Raw genomic sequence first — 16,104 nt, 5'->3', positions numbered from 1 at the left:
CTTCCATGATCGGCTGAAACCGACCCAAAACGCACATCAGTGGCAGGCACCGCCTCGGCGATGTTCAAGGCGGAGCAGGGCGCCTGATGCAGAACGGGGGATTTTGACAAGCCTGCGTGGCTCAGGCCGTTGCGAACCCCACTCAGGCGGGGAACCGGGCTATCCAGTGCCTGGCAATCTCTTCGCGCCGGCAGATCCACACCGCGTCGTGGCCTTGCACGTAATCGAGAAAGCGCGCCAGCGCCATCGCACGACCAGGATGGCCACTGATCCGCCCATGCAGGCCGACGCTCATCATCTTCGGGTGTTGCGCGCCTTCCTGCCACAGCAGGTCGAACGCATCCTTGAGCAGCCGGAAGAAGTCTTCACCGCAGGCGAAGCCGTTCGGCAGCAGATAGCGGGCGTCGTTGTTGACCAGTGTGTAGGGGATCACCAGGTGGGCGGGCGAGCCCGGGAGCCAGTAGGGCAGGTCATCGTTGTAGGCGTCCGAGCTGTAGAGAAACCCGCCTTCCTCACGCAACAGGCGACGGGTGTTCTGGCTGACCCTTCCTGTGTACCAACCGACGGGGCGTTTGCCGCAGGCCTGTTCGATCACGTCGAGGGTGAGGCGGATATGGCGACGCTCCTGATCTTCAGGCATGTCGCGATAGTCCAGCCAACGGTAGCCATGCCCGGCAATCTCGTGCCCGGCCGCGCAGAGCGCCTGGCCGATCGCCGGGGTGAGCTCCAGTGCCCGGCCGACGGCGAAGGCGGTCAGCGGCAGGCTTCGGGCGCCGAACAGTTCCAGAATGCGCCACACCCCTGCGCGCGATCCGTATTCGTACATGCCCTCGACGCTCAAGTCCGGTTCCCCTACACGCGGCGGGCGGCCGGGTAGCTCGTGAAGCCAGGCTTCGGACTGGGGATCGCCATTGACGAGGCAGGATTCCGCACCTTCTTCGATGTTGAGTACGAACTGCACCGCGACGCGCGCTTCACCGGGCCATCGCGGGTGGGGTGGACGGCCGCCATAACCGATGAGGTCGCGGGCGGACATCAGCCCAGCTCGAAGGTGGTGACGCCGAACACACGTTCGTGCGCGATCGCCGGAGGCGGGCCGAGGTACATGCGTGCGCAGCCGAACACCTCGGTCATGCCCTGTTGGCGCACGAGCGCCATCGCGGCGGGGTTGTTCTCCGGGGCATCGAGAAACAGCGGGCCACCCTGCGCAAATTCCGCCAGGCGCGCGTAGAGGGCATTGGCCGCCAGGGCGTCATCGGCGAACAAGGGACCGATCTTGCAGCCTTCCCGGCAGCGCCTTATTACGCCATAGCCGCTCAGCCTGCCTTCGCGCCGACAACCCACGGCGAGTGCATCGGCCTGGGTTATCCACCCGCTCAGGAAGGTTGCGCGCGGGGCGGGGAAGCAGGTGCGGTCGTAATCGACCACCTGATCGAACGGGAAAGCGGCCAACGGGACGATGTCCTGGTCGTCTGCCTGGGAGGTCGTCGGGCGCTCGGTGATTTCGGCACGAAAACGCAGGTTGCGATGGGAGAAGACGAAACCACCCTTGGCGTAGTAGTCCTGCATCGCGAAGACGCCGTCCATGCCGATGCTCGCGCCCGGGCGCAGGCGGGCGAGGAGTCGCTCGCGGCGTGCGTGCCAGAGGGTATTGCCCAGGCCCTGGCTGCGATACTCGGGCCGGACGATGAAAAAACCCATGAAACCGAATTCGCCATGGTAGGAGGTGATGGCGCCACCGCCGATCAATTCCTCGCCCCGGGACGCCGCGATGAAGGCGGCAGGGTCCGTGGCCCAGAACAGCTCGGCATCGTGAAGGCCGGGGTTCCAGCCCTCACGGGCAGCCCACTCGACGAGTTCGTCCAGTTCGGGACGGGTCATGTTGCGTATGACCAGCTGATTCGACACCGTGAAATTCTCCTCAGTCGCTAATCGAGCGTGTGGTCCATCCCCGCCCGGAACCCTTTCGGTATAGCTTCAAGCCGGGTAATGATCCAGCTCGTGATGTCGCCCTAAGGCGTTCACCGGGACGCTTTCAAAAAGCGCTGTTCATGATCCGGATCCGGCAACAGGCAGGTGTCGTATTTCCCGAAGAGCCGATAGCGATTGAGCGCAATGCGGTCGTAGGCCCAATCTCGAAGTTGGCGAGGGATGATGCGCAACAGGTTCACGGGGCGCCAGATGGCGGGCAACTGGGCAAAGACTTCGAAAAAAGCTTGCGAACGCTCCCAGTAGTATCGGTCGCGGATCACCGCCATGCTGTGGAATTGATCCATGGGCAGACCTGCCCAGGCAAGCAGCGCCTGCCCCTCGGGTGACTGAACCGCCGCCAACCGCACGCGCCGCTGACGGTCATGGCGAATCACGAACCTCACCCAGCCATTGCACAGCTTGCAGACACCGTCGAACAACACCACCGTCTCACCGGGTTTGAGCAGCGGCGCGGGGGAGGGGAGGGTTTTCGAGGCTGGCATGAGCGTGGGTCCAAGGGCGCCTGGGTATCCCCGATCATAACCGCGCGCCGGCGTTGAAGTCTGCAATTGGCTGATTGCGCTCGGTCACGGAGGGGGGGCGACAACCCAAAGCGGACATCCTTCGAGCTACGGCTTGAAATGTCGGTCTTCTTGAGATTTACAACCAGGTCAGTTGTCAATGTGCTTGTAGCAAGAGGGCCTCAGGGAGGCCCTCGTCGCTAAAGCGTGGTTGTACTCAGTTCTTCACGACCGGCACCGTCACGGTTTTGCCTAAGGCCGACTTGATGGTCGCCGTCGGGGCAGCCGACGGGCCGCTGCCGACGGTTGTCACCGCTATATTCCAGCGCGCGCCTGTCGGCGTAATGGTCAGGGTGGCGGTGCCAAGGTTCACCGTGCCGGTTGTGGTCGTGGCCGTCGCCGTGATGCTATTGCCCGTGCCACGGGAGGTGGTGCCGGACAGGACCCAATACCAGCGGCTGTTGCTGCGGGCGGTGACGGTGGCACTGGTGACGATCAGGTTCTCGACGACCCCTGCCGAGACCGCCACGGACACCGTCGCCGGTGCCGATTCCGCGTTCCTGGCATCGCTGGCCCTATAGGAGAAGGTCGCGGTGAACGGCGCGGGGACCGTGGCCGGTGGTGTGTAGATCACGCGCAGACCGTCGGTGCTGACCACGCCCTTGCCGGAGTCCGGTTGCTCCAGTCCCACCACTTTGAGTGGCACGTTACCGTCAGGGTCGGTGTCGTTGGCCAGCACGTTGATGATCACCGGTTGGCCGGTGTTACTGATGGCGCTGTCGGGGTTGGCAATCGGTTTTTGGTTATCGCCGTCCTCTTCACGTCTATCGCCAGTGCGGAAGGTCGGCAGCGCAGCGGAATTGACGTAGGTGACGCCGTCCCATCCGGGCAGGGGGGTTGGCATCAACTGGAACTGGCCGGGGTGCTCGACATCCCAGCGCAGCAGCATGGAGGTGTCCTCGTGCTGGGTGTTGTGGCAGTGCTCCAGGTAGGTCCCGGCAAACTCGCGGAAGCGGATCGCAATGTCCACGGCCTCCGTACTGTCGATGCCTTGGCCGATGAGATAGACGTCCTTGCGCGCCCATTTTTCCCATTCCGGCGGCGCCTTGCCGTCACGGTTAAGAATGACGCCTTCTTCGAAATGCACGTGCACCGGGTGACTCCAGCCGTTGCCGCCGTTCCTGATTTTCCACACTTCCAGGGTGCCGTCGCCGGAGAATCCGGCAGGGGTCGGACCGGTGGCCAGTTGCGGAGCGGCGCTGATGATCCGAGGGTCCATCTGGAAGCCCAGACCGCCGTCGGTCTTGATGGTCCAGGGTTCTTCGTCGGTACCGTCGGAACGGCCGAAGATGAACTCGCGATGCCGCGCGGCGTTGAGCTTGGCCTGCACCACCGGGTCGTCACGGTTGAGGGGCAGCGGGATCATGCTTTTACCCGCCGGCTTGCCCGGCTTGGCGGGTTCGAAGTCGGCGGGGTTCATGCTCACGTCCTGGCCGGCATAAGGCTGGACCACCATCTGCATGAACTTGCCCACCGCCGGGTCGCCGTTCTCCCATTGCAAGCCGTTACTGCCCAGCTTGAGCACCGCCTTGTACTTGCCGGACAGGACATCGGCCAGGCTCAGCGGCAGACTTTCCGGCCCCTTGCCGTCGTGATGCTCCATCAGGTTGACGAAGTACAGCTTGTCGCCAGTCCTGATCCCGTATTTCGAGAAGTTGACGATGATGTCGAAACGCTCGGCGATACCCATGGAGGGCAGGATGGCGTTGTGGTCCTGCAGGTCGCCGTCGGCGTCCAGATCCATGCTGCCGTCGAACGGCACGGCGTGTTCCATGAGGTTGCCGTCGTTGGCGATCAAGTGGAACGGCACGCGGGTGTAAGACAGGCCGGAACCTGTGGGGCCAGGGAATTCGCCACCGGTGCCGATGATTTCACGCACCAGTGCGATCCTGAAGAAACGTGACACCGAGCCGTTGAGGATGCGGAAGCGATAGCTGCGCGCCCGCACGTTCAGGCGCGGCAGGTACTGCCAGTTGACCAGCATCTGGTCACCGAGAAAACCATCGGTGTTGAAGGGGTTGAACCACAGTTGGCCGTTCTGATCCCAGGCCTTGTCGGCCACAACCAGGTTCACATCGTAGTCGCGGTTGCCCCAGGGCAAGGCCGAGCCGCTGGGCAGGCGCAGATTGACGCCGTCTACAAACGCTTCGTTACCGCGATCCAGGGCGCTGTAGTAGTTCATCATCGTCGCGCTGCCCTTGTAGACGTTCTGCGCGGTGAAATCGAGCATGTGGTCGTGGAACCAGTGGGTGCTCATGGTTTCGCGCCAGTCGCCACGAATCTTGATGGTGCCGTTGTTGCAGGTCTTGAGGCCCGGCGTGGCATCGTTGACATACAGGGTTTCCCCCGGGGAACAGGGGAACGCCGCGCGGGGATCCTGGGCGCTGGTATTGATGCTGTCGTAACCAGCCAACTGGATCGGCCAGCGATAGTCGTAGTACTGCCCCGGAAAGAAAAACGCATTGGCAAAGCCGTCGCTTTCGGCGGGGGAGTGGCCGTTGTGTTCGTGGGTACTGAGGGTGTGCAGGCCAAACCCCATGTTGGCCGATGGATCGATCGGCAGGGCGTTATAGTGACGCATCAGCACCGCTTGGCCGTAGCGCACCATCAACAGTTTTGGCGGAAAGGTACCGTCGAAGGTCCAGAGCGCCTTGTGATTCTGGATCGGCATGTTGGGATGAAAGCGCGTGTCGATGCTTTTGGTGGTGCCCGCGATGATCGGGTTGTCCGAGGTCTGGTTGTACAGTCCGCCTGGCCCGAACTCACCGACCGCATAGTTGTGCAATTGCCGACGGTCGCGCATGCCGCCGTTGAGCTTGGCGCCTGCTTGGGCGGTCTTGAAGGCGACCTGTGGGTAGAACTCGTTCCAGCGCTGGTGCGACCAGCCTTTTCCTGGCGGACGCCCCTCGGCCGGCGAGCCGACCGGATGGCGGTTGAGGAAGGCTTCGATCTGCGCTTTCCACGGGTTGCGGTCCAGCACGTTGGAAAACTGCGACGGAAACGGGTACAGCCCCGGTTGGCGCATGAAGGCTTCCAGCGCCGCGGCCGAAGGACCACTGCGGGCAATATTGTTCGGATCCTGCTGGGGCGCCGGACCGACGATCGGTACCGGGAAGGTCAGGGTGGGCGGCGGCAGTGTCGGGTCGAGTTTTTCCGTGCCGAATTCTTCGAACAGCAGCAATTGCTGGGTGTACGGCTGGGCCCCGAACAACGGGCTGGGCTTGCCGTTGGTGGGGATTTTGAAGGAGGTCTGCAGGTTTGGCGGCAGTACGTTGTCGACCGTTGGCGTGGTGCGAGTGCCAAAAACGCCATTGGGCAGGGCAAAGGCGCCCGTGTTGGCGGGTGGCATGGCCTCTATGGCTTCCAGCGCGGCCTTGGGGTCGGCCGGTGGGTTGGTAAACGCCGAGGGGTCTGTCGGTGGTGGCGGGCCGAAATCATCCAGCGGCGCGGCTTCTGCCATGGCCAGGGTAAGGAACATCGCACAAGGCAGGCTTGATTTGCGCAGTAAGCCGAAGGAATCGCAAGGTGGAGTCGCGCGTTTCATTTTTCACCCCTCGCGTGATGTCCCGTCGTTTCAATGGCCGGGACGAACTGTTGCGGGTATCAGGGGGTGTGCAACTAATGAGCCACTACCTTGGGGTGAAGAAAAAGTTCAATGCAATTAACAGGCAGTTTTTGTGTGTTTTCAAGCCAGAGAAGGGGAGTGGGGAATATTCCTCAGGTTTGGTGGTAAACGCCCGGCTGGGTGGGTGTAGTGCCCCATTTATGGCGGTAGCAGGGGCCCGGTTTCCCTTAAAATAGCCTGGTGATTTCATTCAGGATCCGATCCTGGGTTTGAGTACTTGGCCTGTGGCGATAAGCTACTGCGAGAAAAGCAACGCCTTCGTAGTCGCAGCGAATCGCAAAAGTCATGCCTTCACGCAACCCATAGACTGATCTGTCTCCGGCTTCAACAAAATACCTCGCTTTTGTAAGCGCCGCTCTGGCGTGCTGAAGGCAACCCGTTTGGCTAAGTGAGTGTTGCAGCCAACTGGTTGTGATTCGCACAGACGACGTCTCGCTGTCATCGACAGGTGGTCGAGTAATTTCTTTGGTCGCTGCAGTCATGTTCTCGTCGCTGGTGCAAGCGGTCAGCCCCATTGAGATAACACCCAGTAAAAAACCAGAACGAACTCTTGAATGCTTGAGTGGATTTCGCATGGTGGGGCGTACCTGTGATGATCTGCAATGAATGAAGTGTCAGGCCGCATTTGCCGGTTTCAGTGCTGCCCTCAGGACTGCGGGTCGAACCCGAAGACGCGCAGTTCCTGGTCGCCCAAGGATGGCCGCCCATTGCAACCGCGCCGTCAGCAGAGACGAGTATGGGCGGTACGTCGTCGTCGATTCCGCCGCCGAAGACGTAGAGACCGGCGGTTTTCGCTTCATCAATCACAGCGCGTTTAAAGGCTAGCGCATTGGGCCACCGCAAGGCTGCCGCTCGTCGGCGACAGCGCCTGGCCGAAAGCTGCCCGTTGCGAAGGGCTGTTCGGCATGCCTCCCGATGTGGTCTGGCAATGGCTTGAAGCTAAAAATGAAAATTACGTCAATATTGAAATATTCATCAATATTGCATACCTTGACCCTGCCTGACGATGAGACCTGTGCGCCTCACGACTTCAATCACAACAAGGGCTCGAGATGAACAACAACAAGAAAGTTTGCGAATTGCCTTCCTCCACCGTCGATGTACTGATCGTCGGTAACGGTCCGGTAGGGGTGACAATCGCGGCGCTGCTCGGCCGCTACGGGGTTACGACCCTGGTGCTGGACAAGCTCCATGAAATCGTCCTGATGCCTCGTGCCATTGCTCTGGACAACGAGGCCCTGCGCATCCTGCAACTCGCCGGATTGTCGGAGGACGCTTTCGAGAAGATCGCTATCCCTGAAGTGAGAATGCACTCTCCGGTCCTCGGGCAATTCGGTCGAGCCGATACTCAAGGGTGCATCGATGGCCATCCCAAGCTTGTGACGTTCTATCAACCCGACCTCGAACGAGCGATGCGTGGCCAGGTTGCCCGACTCAAATCAGTGACCAGCCTGGGTGGTTTCGAGCTGGAGAGTCTGGTTGAAGAAGCGGACGGCGTGGTCGCCACCGTACGGGATGAAAATGGGCAGTCGCATGCCGTTCGCGCCCAGTACCTGATCGGCGCGGATGGCGCCAGCTCCAGGGTCAGGGCTCTGATCGGCCAGGAGTTCGAAGGGCAAACCTATGCAGAGGATTGGCTGATTGTCGATGCCAGGAACCGGCATCAGTCAGCCATCGATCACATCGAGTTTATCTGTGATCCACGGCGGCCCACGCCGCACATGCCCGCCCCCGGTGGCAGGGAGCGCTGGGAATTCATGCTGCAGCCCGGCGAATCCCGGGAGGAGCTGGAAAGCCCGGAAAGCATCGCGCGTCTCATTGCGCCATGGGTCGATCCGCAGGAACTGGAAATCGAGCGCAAGGCGGTCTATCGATTCCACGCGCGTTGCTGCAATAGATTCAGCAAGGGACGTACTTTCCTGGTCGGCGACGCCGCACACATCACCCCTCCTTTTGTGGGACAAGGTCTCGTAGCGGGCCTTCGTGACGGCGCCAACCTTGCCTGGAAACTGGCTTGGGTTCTTCGTGGCCATGCCGCGCCTGCGATACTCGATACCTATGATGCAGAGCGCCGCCCGCATGCCCGGGCCATGATCGATCTGGCAAAGCTCATGGGCCGCCTGGTGATGCCAAAGAACAGGATCGCCGCATTCTTCATCCACGGCCTGATGCGCACGCTGGCGTTGACCCCCGCTACCAGAAGGTACTTCGAGCAGTTGGACATCAAGCCGAAAAACATCTTCAAGCACGGCCTGTTCGTGCAGCATCGCAGGGGTGACAAGTTGGTCCGTGGCAGCCTGTTTCCCCAGGCTTGGGTTCGCACCCTGCAAAAGCAGATCAAGCTGAGCGACGATGCACTGGGAGACAACCTGACCCTGGTTGGATTCGGTGTTGACCCGTTGTCGCTGCTCACCACTGATCAGATCGTTTCCTGGGAAAAGATGGGGGGCCACTTCCTGGCGGTCAGACCCCGCGGTCAACGTTCCGGCGGCCGTTGTGACTTCATCGAAGACATGAACCATGACATCCTGCCGCTGGCTGCAAAAGGAACGCTGGTCGCCGTTCGCCCTGACCGTATCATCATGCATCACGTCCCTGGCACAGAGGCCAGTAGACTCCTAGGAGACTGTTGGGGTCTGCTGATGAGTGATGACGCCACGCCTGACCGCGTTTCCATTACTATCAATGAGCCCACCCGATTGCGAGCTTGATCATGCCTTCCCCCACACTTTCTTTAGAAGATGCCGCGCCCCAACCTCTTACCAGGGGCTACAAGAAGCGTGAGCGCACCCGTCGCGGCCTGGTGGACGCGGCGTTGCGCCTGGTTGCACGCAAAGAGGTGGGGGAGATCGCACTGTTGGAGGTGGCCGCGGAAGCGGAGGTATCCAACGGGACCATCTACAACTATTTCCGCACGCGCGACGAAGTACTGGAGGCGGTGGGCATCGCCATGGCCACCGAGTTCTCTGACGCCATTTCCGTGTTGACCTCGGACGTGCAGTGCGGCGCGCAGCGGCTTTCGATTGGTGTTCGCATGTTTATCTGTCGGGCCGCTACCGACCATCAATGGGCAAATGCGCTGCTGCGCATCATCCATTTCGATCAGGCAATGCGCTCGCGCCTGGCCACCCATGTCCTTGACGATTTGCGCGAGGGGCTGCGTGCGGGCACTTTCGCCTACGTGGACGAAGGCGTTGCCCTGGACATGGTCTTGTCATGCACCACTGGAGCAATGCGCGCGGTTGTCGAGGGCCGTGCAGCGCTGGAGCACGATCTGCGGGTCAGCGAAATGATTCTCCAGGCGCTGGGCGCAACACCTGCCAGAGCCAGGAAAATTGCCAGCAAGCCGCTTCCCGCCTGATCGGATGTCATTCCGACGTTGCCAGTGACTATCAGGCCGAAGCCACTGCCCGAAAATGCTGAACATGCATGTTCATTTGCCTGCTGTGCGAAGAGCTCACTTTGAGCCTTTTATGGCTTCGTACACCCTGTTTTCAAGAGTTATAACGCTTTTCATGGGGATTGACGGATTTAATTCAAAAACCACTGTTGACGTCAATTGAACACGCGTGTTCAATTGACGTCATAAAGGTAATCCTGGAGAGAGAACCGTGGAATCCCTGAATCCAACGCAACGCCGCCTTCATCAAGCCGCTTTTCGCCTGTTCGCGGAACGAGGTACCTCGCAAGTGAACATCCTGGACCTTGCACAAGAGGCCGGCGTGGCTCGCGGAACGGTCTATAGCAACATCGACAATATGGAAAGCCTGTTCGAGGCAGTTGCCGGGCAGCTTGCGGCGGAGATGCATGAGCGCGTCAGCAAGAGCTTCAACTCCCTGTCCGACCCCGCTCAGCGCCTTGCCAATGGCATCCGGTTCTTCATCCGTCGAGCGCATGAGGACTCCCAATGGGGGGCCTTTATCCATAAGTTCGCCATGAGCAACCCGGCATTGCGCGAAATGTTCAGCGGCCAGGCGACTACCGATCTTCTGAACGGACTTTCCAGTGGGCGCTACACCTTTCGCCAGGAGCAATTGCTCTCGATACTCACGCTGATATCGAGCAGCGTCCTCGGCTCGATTTTCCTGGTGCTGGAAGGGCATAGAACGTGGCGCGAAGCGGGCTCTGACACGGCCGAGCTGGTGCTGCGGGCATTAGGCATTCCACCGCAAGAGGCTCGTGCGCTGGCAACCTCGGAGTTGCCGGTACTGCCGTCTCCAGACTGATCACGTAACCCACTCGACCCGATAACACCCCCCCGGTTTTTCAGGGGGCGGGATAGCTTTGCCCTAAAAAACCGGAAAACAACAACAATGACCCACAAAAAAGAACGGCACCGGCTGGCAACTCCGCAACCGGCCCGGCATCCGCAGCCGACAGTGAAGGCGCAGGATCTGACGCACCTGATCTTTCAACGGCCGGACTTGAACCAGGCGGCGTGCTTCCTGACGGACTTCGGCCTGACGGTAGGTCAGCAGGACGCCGATACGCTCTATCTGCGCGCGACTGAAGCGAGTTCATACTGTTACCGCGTCCAGCGTGCCGAGCAGGCACGGTTTGTCGGGTTCGGTCTGGCTGTAGAGTCTCTCGACGATCTGGAAAAACTGACCCAAATCCCGGGCGCGTCATCGATCGAGAAGTCGGACCATCCTGGTGGCGGGTATTGCGTCCAACTGAAGGATCCTTCCGGTTTCATCGTGGAGGCTGTTTGCGACCGGACGCCAGCTAAACCTTTGGAACACAGGGCGCCTCTATCCTGGAATCTGGCGCAGCAGCAACTGCGAATCAACGCCACACAACGCCCGCCGAATGGTCCGCCTGAGGTACTCAAACTCGGTCATATCGTTATTGAAGTGGCCGACTACCAGTCGACCTGTGCCTGGTATACCCGGCATTTCGGATTTATTCCCAGCGATGTGCAGGTACTGCCCGACGGCTCGCCTATCGTCGCCTTCATGCGCCTTGACCTCGGCGAAACGCCCGCCGCCCATCATACGCTCGCGATAGCGCAGGGGTTCATGGCTGCCTATAGCCATAGTGCCTTTGAGGTCGTCGATGCAGATGCGGTGGGCATGGGGCAGCGCGTCCTGCGGGAGCAGGGGTGGGAACACTCATGGGGGATCGGTCGGCACATTCTGGGCAGTCAGATCTTCGATTACTGGCAAGACCCATGGGGCGACAAGCACGAGCATTACTGCGACGGGGATGTGTTCACGGCCACTCGGCCTACGGGCATCCATCCCGTGAGCCCGGAAGCAATGGCGCAGTGGGGGCAGCGCATGCCCAAGCGTTTTACCAAACCCAAGATGAGCTTTAGCAACATGCGAGCGCTGGTCCGCAACCTGCGACGCAGCCCGGACTTGACGATTCGCAAGTTGATCACGCTGATGCGGATGTTCGGGTAGAGCGGCCGCCATGTCGGGCATCGCTACCCGGTATAGCCGGCGAGACCTACTCAAAGCCGGAGCCTTGATCGCCAGCGGCTCGTTGATCTACCGCGTCGCCAGCCCACTCTCAGAACAACACCACAGTTCTCGCGCCGTCGAGCGCGGGACAAACGCTGCCCCAGGAGTACCTTCAATGTCCGCTGTACACGTCGTCCGCTTTGAGTTTGAGAACGGTATCCACTGGGGCGTGCTGCGCCAAGACCGTATCACGATTGTCCCGGGCACTTTTGAGACCACGGGTGACTTCATCTGCCAGAACAGTATCGACGACCTCGCTCAACTCGAAGGTAAGCAGTTGGAGGCGCACGAAGTGAAGCTGCTGTCGCCGGTGACCCGCAACCAACAGTTCGTCTGCCAGGGAGCCAACTACCGGCAGCACATGATCGAGTCGGGCATGGACCCGGATGCGAAGAAATACAACATGATGTTCACCAAGGCGACCAGTTGCCTGGTGGCCGCAGACAGCGTTCTGATCAAGCCGCGCACCGTGCGTTTCCTTGACTATGAGATCGAACTCGGGCTGGTGATGAAACGCACAATCAGCGGCGCAGTGACCGTCAATGACGCCAACCTGCATGAGTTCGTTGCGGGTGTGGTCATTGTCAACGACTACTCGGCACGCGACATCCAGATCCCTCAGATGCAGTTCTACAAGGGCAAGAGCTTCCGTACTTTCGGCCCGGTCGGTCCGTATCTCTGCCTGCTGGATGCCCAGGACATGCATTACCTGAAAGCCTTGCAGTTGCGCCTGACGGTCAACGGCGAAGTCCGACAAAGCGACAGCACGGCCAACCTGGTGTATGGCCCCGCTGAAACCCTGACCGAACTCTCCACCGTCCAGGATCTCGCCCCCGGCGACCTGATCGCCACCGGTACGCCTGCGGGATGCGCACTGACCATCCCTTCGCCGGCCAAACAGCGCATTGCCGCCCTGATGCCCGAAGCCACCAAGTGGAAGCTATTCCTCAAGGCGCAGGAAGGACGGACGCAGTATCTCAAGGCAGGCGACGTGGTCGAGGCGCGCATTCGCAGTGCCGATGGCGTGATCGACCTGGGTGTGCAACGCAACCGAGTCGTAGAGGAGGCCTGAAAATGATGGTGCGATCTCTGGGCGACATTGAACGTATTGAGCAGGTCCCGCTGGCAGAGCGTGGCCTGGCTTCAAGCACTTATGAAGCACTGACCCGGACAGCCGGGCTTGGCCCCAACGCGCCGGCACTGAGTTTCTTCGCCGACGCTACCCGTTTCAGGAACACCCACCACTGGAGCTATGCCGAACTCGTCAAAGACATCACTCGCGCGGCGAATGCCTTCCACGACCTGGGCATTACCCCGGGTGAAGTGCTGGCCTTCATCCTGCCCAACCTGCCGGAAACCCACTTCACCATCTGGGGGGGTGAAGCGGCCGGTATCGTCATGGCGATCAATCCGCTGCAAGAGGCCAAACAGATAGCGACCTTGCTGCGGGCCGCGAACGCCAGCGTGGTGGTAACGCTCGCGCCGACTCCGGGCAGTGACCTGTGGCCCAAGCTGGCCTCAGAGCTTGATCAACTTCCCCGGATCAAGCACGTCGTGTGGGTTGGCATGGGGCCTTACGTTGATGCAGCTCAGCGTGAATCCCTTGAATCCCTGGCAGAAAAAGAACGTGAGTTGCACAAGGGCGTCACGATTCACGAACTACGCACGCTGATGGACGCTCAGCCAGGCACGCACTTGAAGAGTGCCCGGCTGTTCAGTCCGGAGGATCGTTCCTCTTACTTCTGCACCGGCGGCACCACCGGCCTGCCCAAGATAGCGATGCGTACCCATGGGGCGGAGGTGTTCAACGCGTGGGCCATGGACACGCACCTGCAGCCACACGGGAGTGGCCAGGTCATTTTCTGTGGGTTGCCGCTGTTCCATGTCAATGCACAGCTGGTGACAGGCCTGATGCCTTGGAGCCAAGGTGATCATGTCATCCTCGGCACGCCGCAGGGTTATCGCGGTGAGGGTGTGATGCCACGCTTCTGGGAGATGGTTGAGTACTTCGGCATCAACTTCTTCTCCGGTGTTCCAACCGTCTATTGCGCACTGTTGCAAAACGAGCTGGAAGGCCGCGACCTGTCCAGCCTTCGTTATGCCATGTGTGGTGCCGCGCCGATGCCGGTCGAACTTTTCCGGGCGTTCGAAGGCCGGACCGGGGTGAAGATCCTCGAAGGTTATGGACTCACGGAGGGCGCGTGCGTGTCCTCGGTCAACCCGGCCCATGGCGAACGCTACATCGGCTCCATCGGGTTACGGATTGCCTATCAGGACATGCGCACAGTCATGCTCGATGACGCTGGAGAGTATCTGCGCGACGCTGACCCCAACGAAATTGGCGTGATCACCATCACGGGTCCGAACCTGTTCGAGGGCTACGTTGAGGAAAGCCATAACCGGGGTCTGTGGATTGAGATCAATGGTCAGCGCTGGCTGAACACGGGCGATCTGGGGCGCCAGGATGAAAATGGCTACTTCTGGCTGACCGGGCGCAAAAAGGAGCTGATTATCCGCGGCGGCCACAATATCGATCCCAAGCAAATCGAAGAGGCGCTGCAAGCCCACCCGGCGGTGGCGTTGGCGGCGGCCATCGGCAGCCCGGACGCCTATTCGGGCGAAGTGCCGGTCGCCTACGTGCAACTGCGACCAGGCCACGTCTGCAATATCGAAGAACTTGAGCAATTTGCTCAGCACCACATCAGTGAGCGGGCGGCCATTCCCAAGCGGATCGAAATCCTCGAAGCACTACCATTGACGGCCGTTGGCAAAATCTTCAAGCCCGCCTTGCAGCAGCGCGAAGTAACCCGAGTCGTTCGGCAGGAAGTGCAACGCATGTGTCTGAAGGACATTGCGGTCGAGGTCATCCAGCATGAACAACGTGGGTTAGTCGCGTGCATCCGCGCCGGAACAGATCAAGCGTCTTTGGCCCTCCTTCTTGGTCGCTATAGCTTTCAAGTGGAGTGGCTCAAATGATCCCGGCTTCGTAAGTTCGGCGCCTGGGCCCTGATAGTCGTCAGCCAGGGCCTTTCACAACTTCGATCAACGCCTGCCGGCACTGCCAAGTGCACCGGAAGGCGAAGCTTTGCCTGCGCACCAATCAATAAAAACAATTCGAGGTGGGAAATGAAACTGAGCAAGCGTGCAACCCCGTGTCTCTCAGCTGTGCAAGAAGTGTCTTCCTGGATCAGATTCACAGGTGCCGCGGTAATACTCAGCGTTTCAACAAGCGCAAGCGCCAATGGCATTGCCCTTAACGAACAAAGTGCAAGCAGTGCGGGAACTGCTTATGCGGGACGGTCATCTTCCGCGCTGGACGCCAGCACCATCTTTGGCAACCCAGCGGGCTTGACCAAACTGAAGCGCAGTGAGATTTCCGGCGGAGCCGCGGTTGTCTCGGTGAGCGATGACATCAGCGATGCGCAGAGCAGTGCTCCGGGAACGAACAAAGGGGACTCGGTACCGTTGGGCGTTGTGCCCTTTGCCTATATGTCGACGCCGCTGGATGATCGATTTTCGATTGGACTGGGTCTCTATGCTCCGAGTGGTCTGATCAATGATTACGAAAGCACTTTTCAGGGCCGCTACCATGGCTCCTATAGCACGACCAGGGAAATAACCCTGCAGCCCACCATTGCCTGGCGGATCAACGATTACGCATCCATTGGTGGTGGACCGACCATCAACCGTTTCAATGCAAAACTTCAGAACTACCTGGCCACCGGCGCCCTGAACAACGGCGAGGACACACGGGTCACCATCAAAGGCGATGACACGGCACTTGGGTACAACGTCGGCATCCTGGTTGACTTTACCGAGGCTACCCGTTGGGGGATTAACTATCACTCGAAGGTGGACTATGAACTCGAAGGGCATACTGAGATTTCCGGCTCCCCGAGCGTTGTCCCGCTGGACGGAAAGTATGACAACAAGATAGACCTCACGATGCCCGAATCCGTGGACACCTCTATCACCCATCATTTCAACAGTCGCTGGACGGGCTACCTGGGGACCACCTGGAAACGTTGGAGCCGGATCAAGAAGGTCGAGGCCGTCAACAGCGGTCTTACCCCCTTGGGCCAGGCGGCTGGCCTGGGGCATGTGATCGAAGAAATGAACTGGCGGGACACCTGGAGCACCGCCGTTGGCGCCTCGTATCAATTGAACCAACAATGGCTGCTGCGCGCGGGCTACGCCTATGATCCTTCGCCCATCAGAAATGCCGATCGCAGCGTGCGCGTTCCGGTTGGCAATCGCCAGGCCGTGACCCTGGGAGGTGCTTATTCGCCGAGTCCGGATCTGACGATAGACTTTGCTTATGGTTATCTCTGGGATTCCAAAGTCTCGGTGAAGCAGTCGAACAACTCCGGTCTTCAACCGCAATACAGTGCCAACTACCAAAATAGTGCGAATGGCATTTCAGTGCAGGCAACCTATCGGTACTAAGCGACACCAGGTTCCT

The 16,104-nt window shown here is 60.1% G+C and carries 12 protein-coding genes; 7 read left to right on the top strand and 5 right to left on the bottom strand.

Annotation, left to right across the window (positions count from 1 at the left end; genetic code table 11):
* Window positions 1-142 precede the first annotated feature (142 nt).
* The 5 genes from BSF40_RS24645 to BSF40_RS32780 form a co-directional block, all read right to left on the bottom strand.
* Complete coding sequence (locus BSF40_RS24645) at window positions 143-1,036, bottom strand: polysaccharide deacetylase family protein (RefSeq protein WP_095967177.1); 894 nt, start codon at window positions 1,034-1,036, stop codon at window positions 143-145.
* Entirely contained in the window at window positions 1,036-1,908 is an 873-nt protein-coding gene (locus BSF40_RS24640) for a GNAT family N-acetyltransferase (protein WP_095967176.1), read from the bottom strand. The genes BSF40_RS24645 and BSF40_RS24640 overlap by 1 nt, the downstream gene beginning before the upstream one ends.
* Before the next feature lie 113 nt (window positions 1,909-2,021).
* Window positions 2,022-2,474 carry a thiol-disulfide oxidoreductase DCC family protein gene (locus tag BSF40_RS24635; protein ID WP_095967175.1) on the bottom strand — a complete coding sequence of 151 codons (453 nt, stop codon included), beginning with the start codon at window positions 2,472-2,474 and terminating at the stop codon, window positions 2,022-2,024.
* A 235-nt stretch (window positions 2,475-2,709) separates the two neighbouring features.
* Window positions 2,710-6,096, bottom strand: a complete 3,387-nt coding sequence (locus tag BSF40_RS24630; protein ID WP_095967174.1) for an Ig-like domain-containing protein — start codon at window positions 6,094-6,096, stop codon at window positions 2,710-2,712.
* A gap of 248 nt (window positions 6,097-6,344) precedes the next feature.
* Window positions 6,345-6,752: a hypothetical protein gene (locus BSF40_RS32780; RefSeq protein WP_172435749.1), complete on the bottom strand. Its 408-nt coding sequence runs from the start codon at window positions 6,750-6,752 to the stop codon at window positions 6,345-6,347.
* A gap of 477 nt (window positions 6,753-7,229) precedes the next feature.
* Here BSF40_RS32780 and BSF40_RS24620 point away from each other — a divergent pair, with 477 nt between their 5' ends.
* The 7 genes from BSF40_RS24620 (at window position 7,230) to BSF40_RS24590 (ending at window position 16,088) form a co-directional block, all read left to right on the top strand.
* Complete coding sequence (locus BSF40_RS24620) at window positions 7,230-8,888, top strand: bifunctional 3-(3-hydroxy-phenyl)propionate/3-hydroxycinnamic acid hydroxylase (RefSeq protein WP_095967173.1); 1,659 nt, start codon at window positions 7,230-7,232, stop codon at window positions 8,886-8,888.
* Window positions 8,889-8,890: 2 nt separating this feature from the next.
* Complete coding sequence (locus tag BSF40_RS24615) at window positions 8,891-9,538, top strand: TetR/AcrR family transcriptional regulator (protein ID WP_095967172.1); 648 nt, start codon at window positions 8,891-8,893, stop codon at window positions 9,536-9,538.
* Between the two features lie 250 nt (window positions 9,539-9,788).
* Window positions 9,789-10,403 carry a TetR/AcrR family transcriptional regulator gene (locus BSF40_RS24610; protein WP_095967171.1) on the top strand — a complete coding sequence of 205 codons (615 nt, stop codon included), beginning with the start codon at window positions 9,789-9,791 and terminating at the stop codon, window positions 10,401-10,403.
* Between the two features lie 87 nt (window positions 10,404-10,490).
* Window positions 10,491-11,582, top strand: a complete 1,092-nt coding sequence (locus BSF40_RS24605; RefSeq protein WP_095967170.1) for a VOC family protein — start codon at window positions 10,491-10,493, stop codon at window positions 11,580-11,582.
* Between the two features lie 175 nt (window positions 11,583-11,757).
* Window positions 11,758-12,714, top strand: coding sequence for a fumarylacetoacetate hydrolase family protein (locus BSF40_RS24600; RefSeq protein WP_095967169.1), 957 nt, complete (start codon window positions 11,758-11,760; stop codon window positions 12,712-12,714).
* Between the two features lie 2 nt (window positions 12,715-12,716).
* Window positions 12,717-14,618 carry an acyl-CoA synthetase gene (locus BSF40_RS24595; RefSeq protein WP_095967168.1) on the top strand — a complete coding sequence of 634 codons (1,902 nt, stop codon included), beginning with the start codon at window positions 12,717-12,719 and terminating at the stop codon, window positions 14,616-14,618.
* A 150-nt stretch (window positions 14,619-14,768) separates the two neighbouring features.
* Window positions 14,769-16,088 (top strand): outer membrane protein transport protein, encoded by a 1,320-nt coding sequence (locus BSF40_RS24590; protein ID WP_095967167.1) that lies wholly within the window; start codon window positions 14,769-14,771, stop codon window positions 16,086-16,088.
* The last annotated feature ends 16 nt before the right edge of the window (window positions 16,089-16,104 follow it).

This window comes from Pseudomonas sp. ACN5 (assembly GCF_002303975.1).
In the GTDB taxonomy this organism is placed as follows: domain Bacteria; phylum Pseudomonadota; class Gammaproteobacteria; order Pseudomonadales; family Pseudomonadaceae; genus Aquipseudomonas; species Aquipseudomonas laurylsulfatiphila.
This window is presented reverse-complemented; position numbering and strand designations above follow the sequence as displayed.

Excerpts from the sequence above, each read along its gene's own strand:
- BSF40_RS24645 (WP_095967177.1), bottom strand. The coding sequence starts at position 1,036 with ATGTCCGCCCGCGACCTCATCGGTTATGGCGGCCGTCCACCCCACCCG.
- BSF40_RS24635 (WP_095967175.1), bottom strand. The coding sequence starts at position 2,474 with ATGCCAGCCTCGAAAACCCTCCCCTCCCCCGCGCCGCTGCTCAAACCC.
- BSF40_RS24630 (WP_095967174.1), bottom strand. The coding sequence starts at position 6,096 with ATGAAACGCGCGACTCCACCTTGCGATTCCTTCGGCTTACTGCGCAAA.
- BSF40_RS32780 (WP_172435749.1), bottom strand. The coding sequence starts at position 6,752 with ATGCGAAATCCACTCAAGCATTCAAGAGTTCGTTCTGGTTTTTTACTG.
- BSF40_RS24620 (WP_095967173.1), top strand. The coding sequence starts at position 7,230 with ATGAACAACAACAAGAAAGTTTGCGAATTGCCTTCCTCCACCGTCGAT.
- BSF40_RS24615 (WP_095967172.1), top strand. The coding sequence starts at position 8,891 with ATGCCTTCCCCCACACTTTCTTTAGAAGATGCCGCGCCCCAACCTCTT.
- BSF40_RS24605 (WP_095967170.1), top strand. The coding sequence starts at position 10,491 with ATGACCCACAAAAAAGAACGGCACCGGCTGGCAACTCCGCAACCGGCC.
- BSF40_RS24600 (WP_095967169.1), top strand. The coding sequence starts at position 11,758 with ATGTCCGCTGTACACGTCGTCCGCTTTGAGTTTGAGAACGGTATCCAC.
- BSF40_RS24595 (WP_095967168.1), top strand. The coding sequence starts at position 12,717 with ATGATGGTGCGATCTCTGGGCGACATTGAACGTATTGAGCAGGTCCCG.
- BSF40_RS24590 (WP_095967167.1), top strand. The coding sequence starts at position 14,769 with ATGAAACTGAGCAAGCGTGCAACCCCGTGTCTCTCAGCTGTGCAAGAA.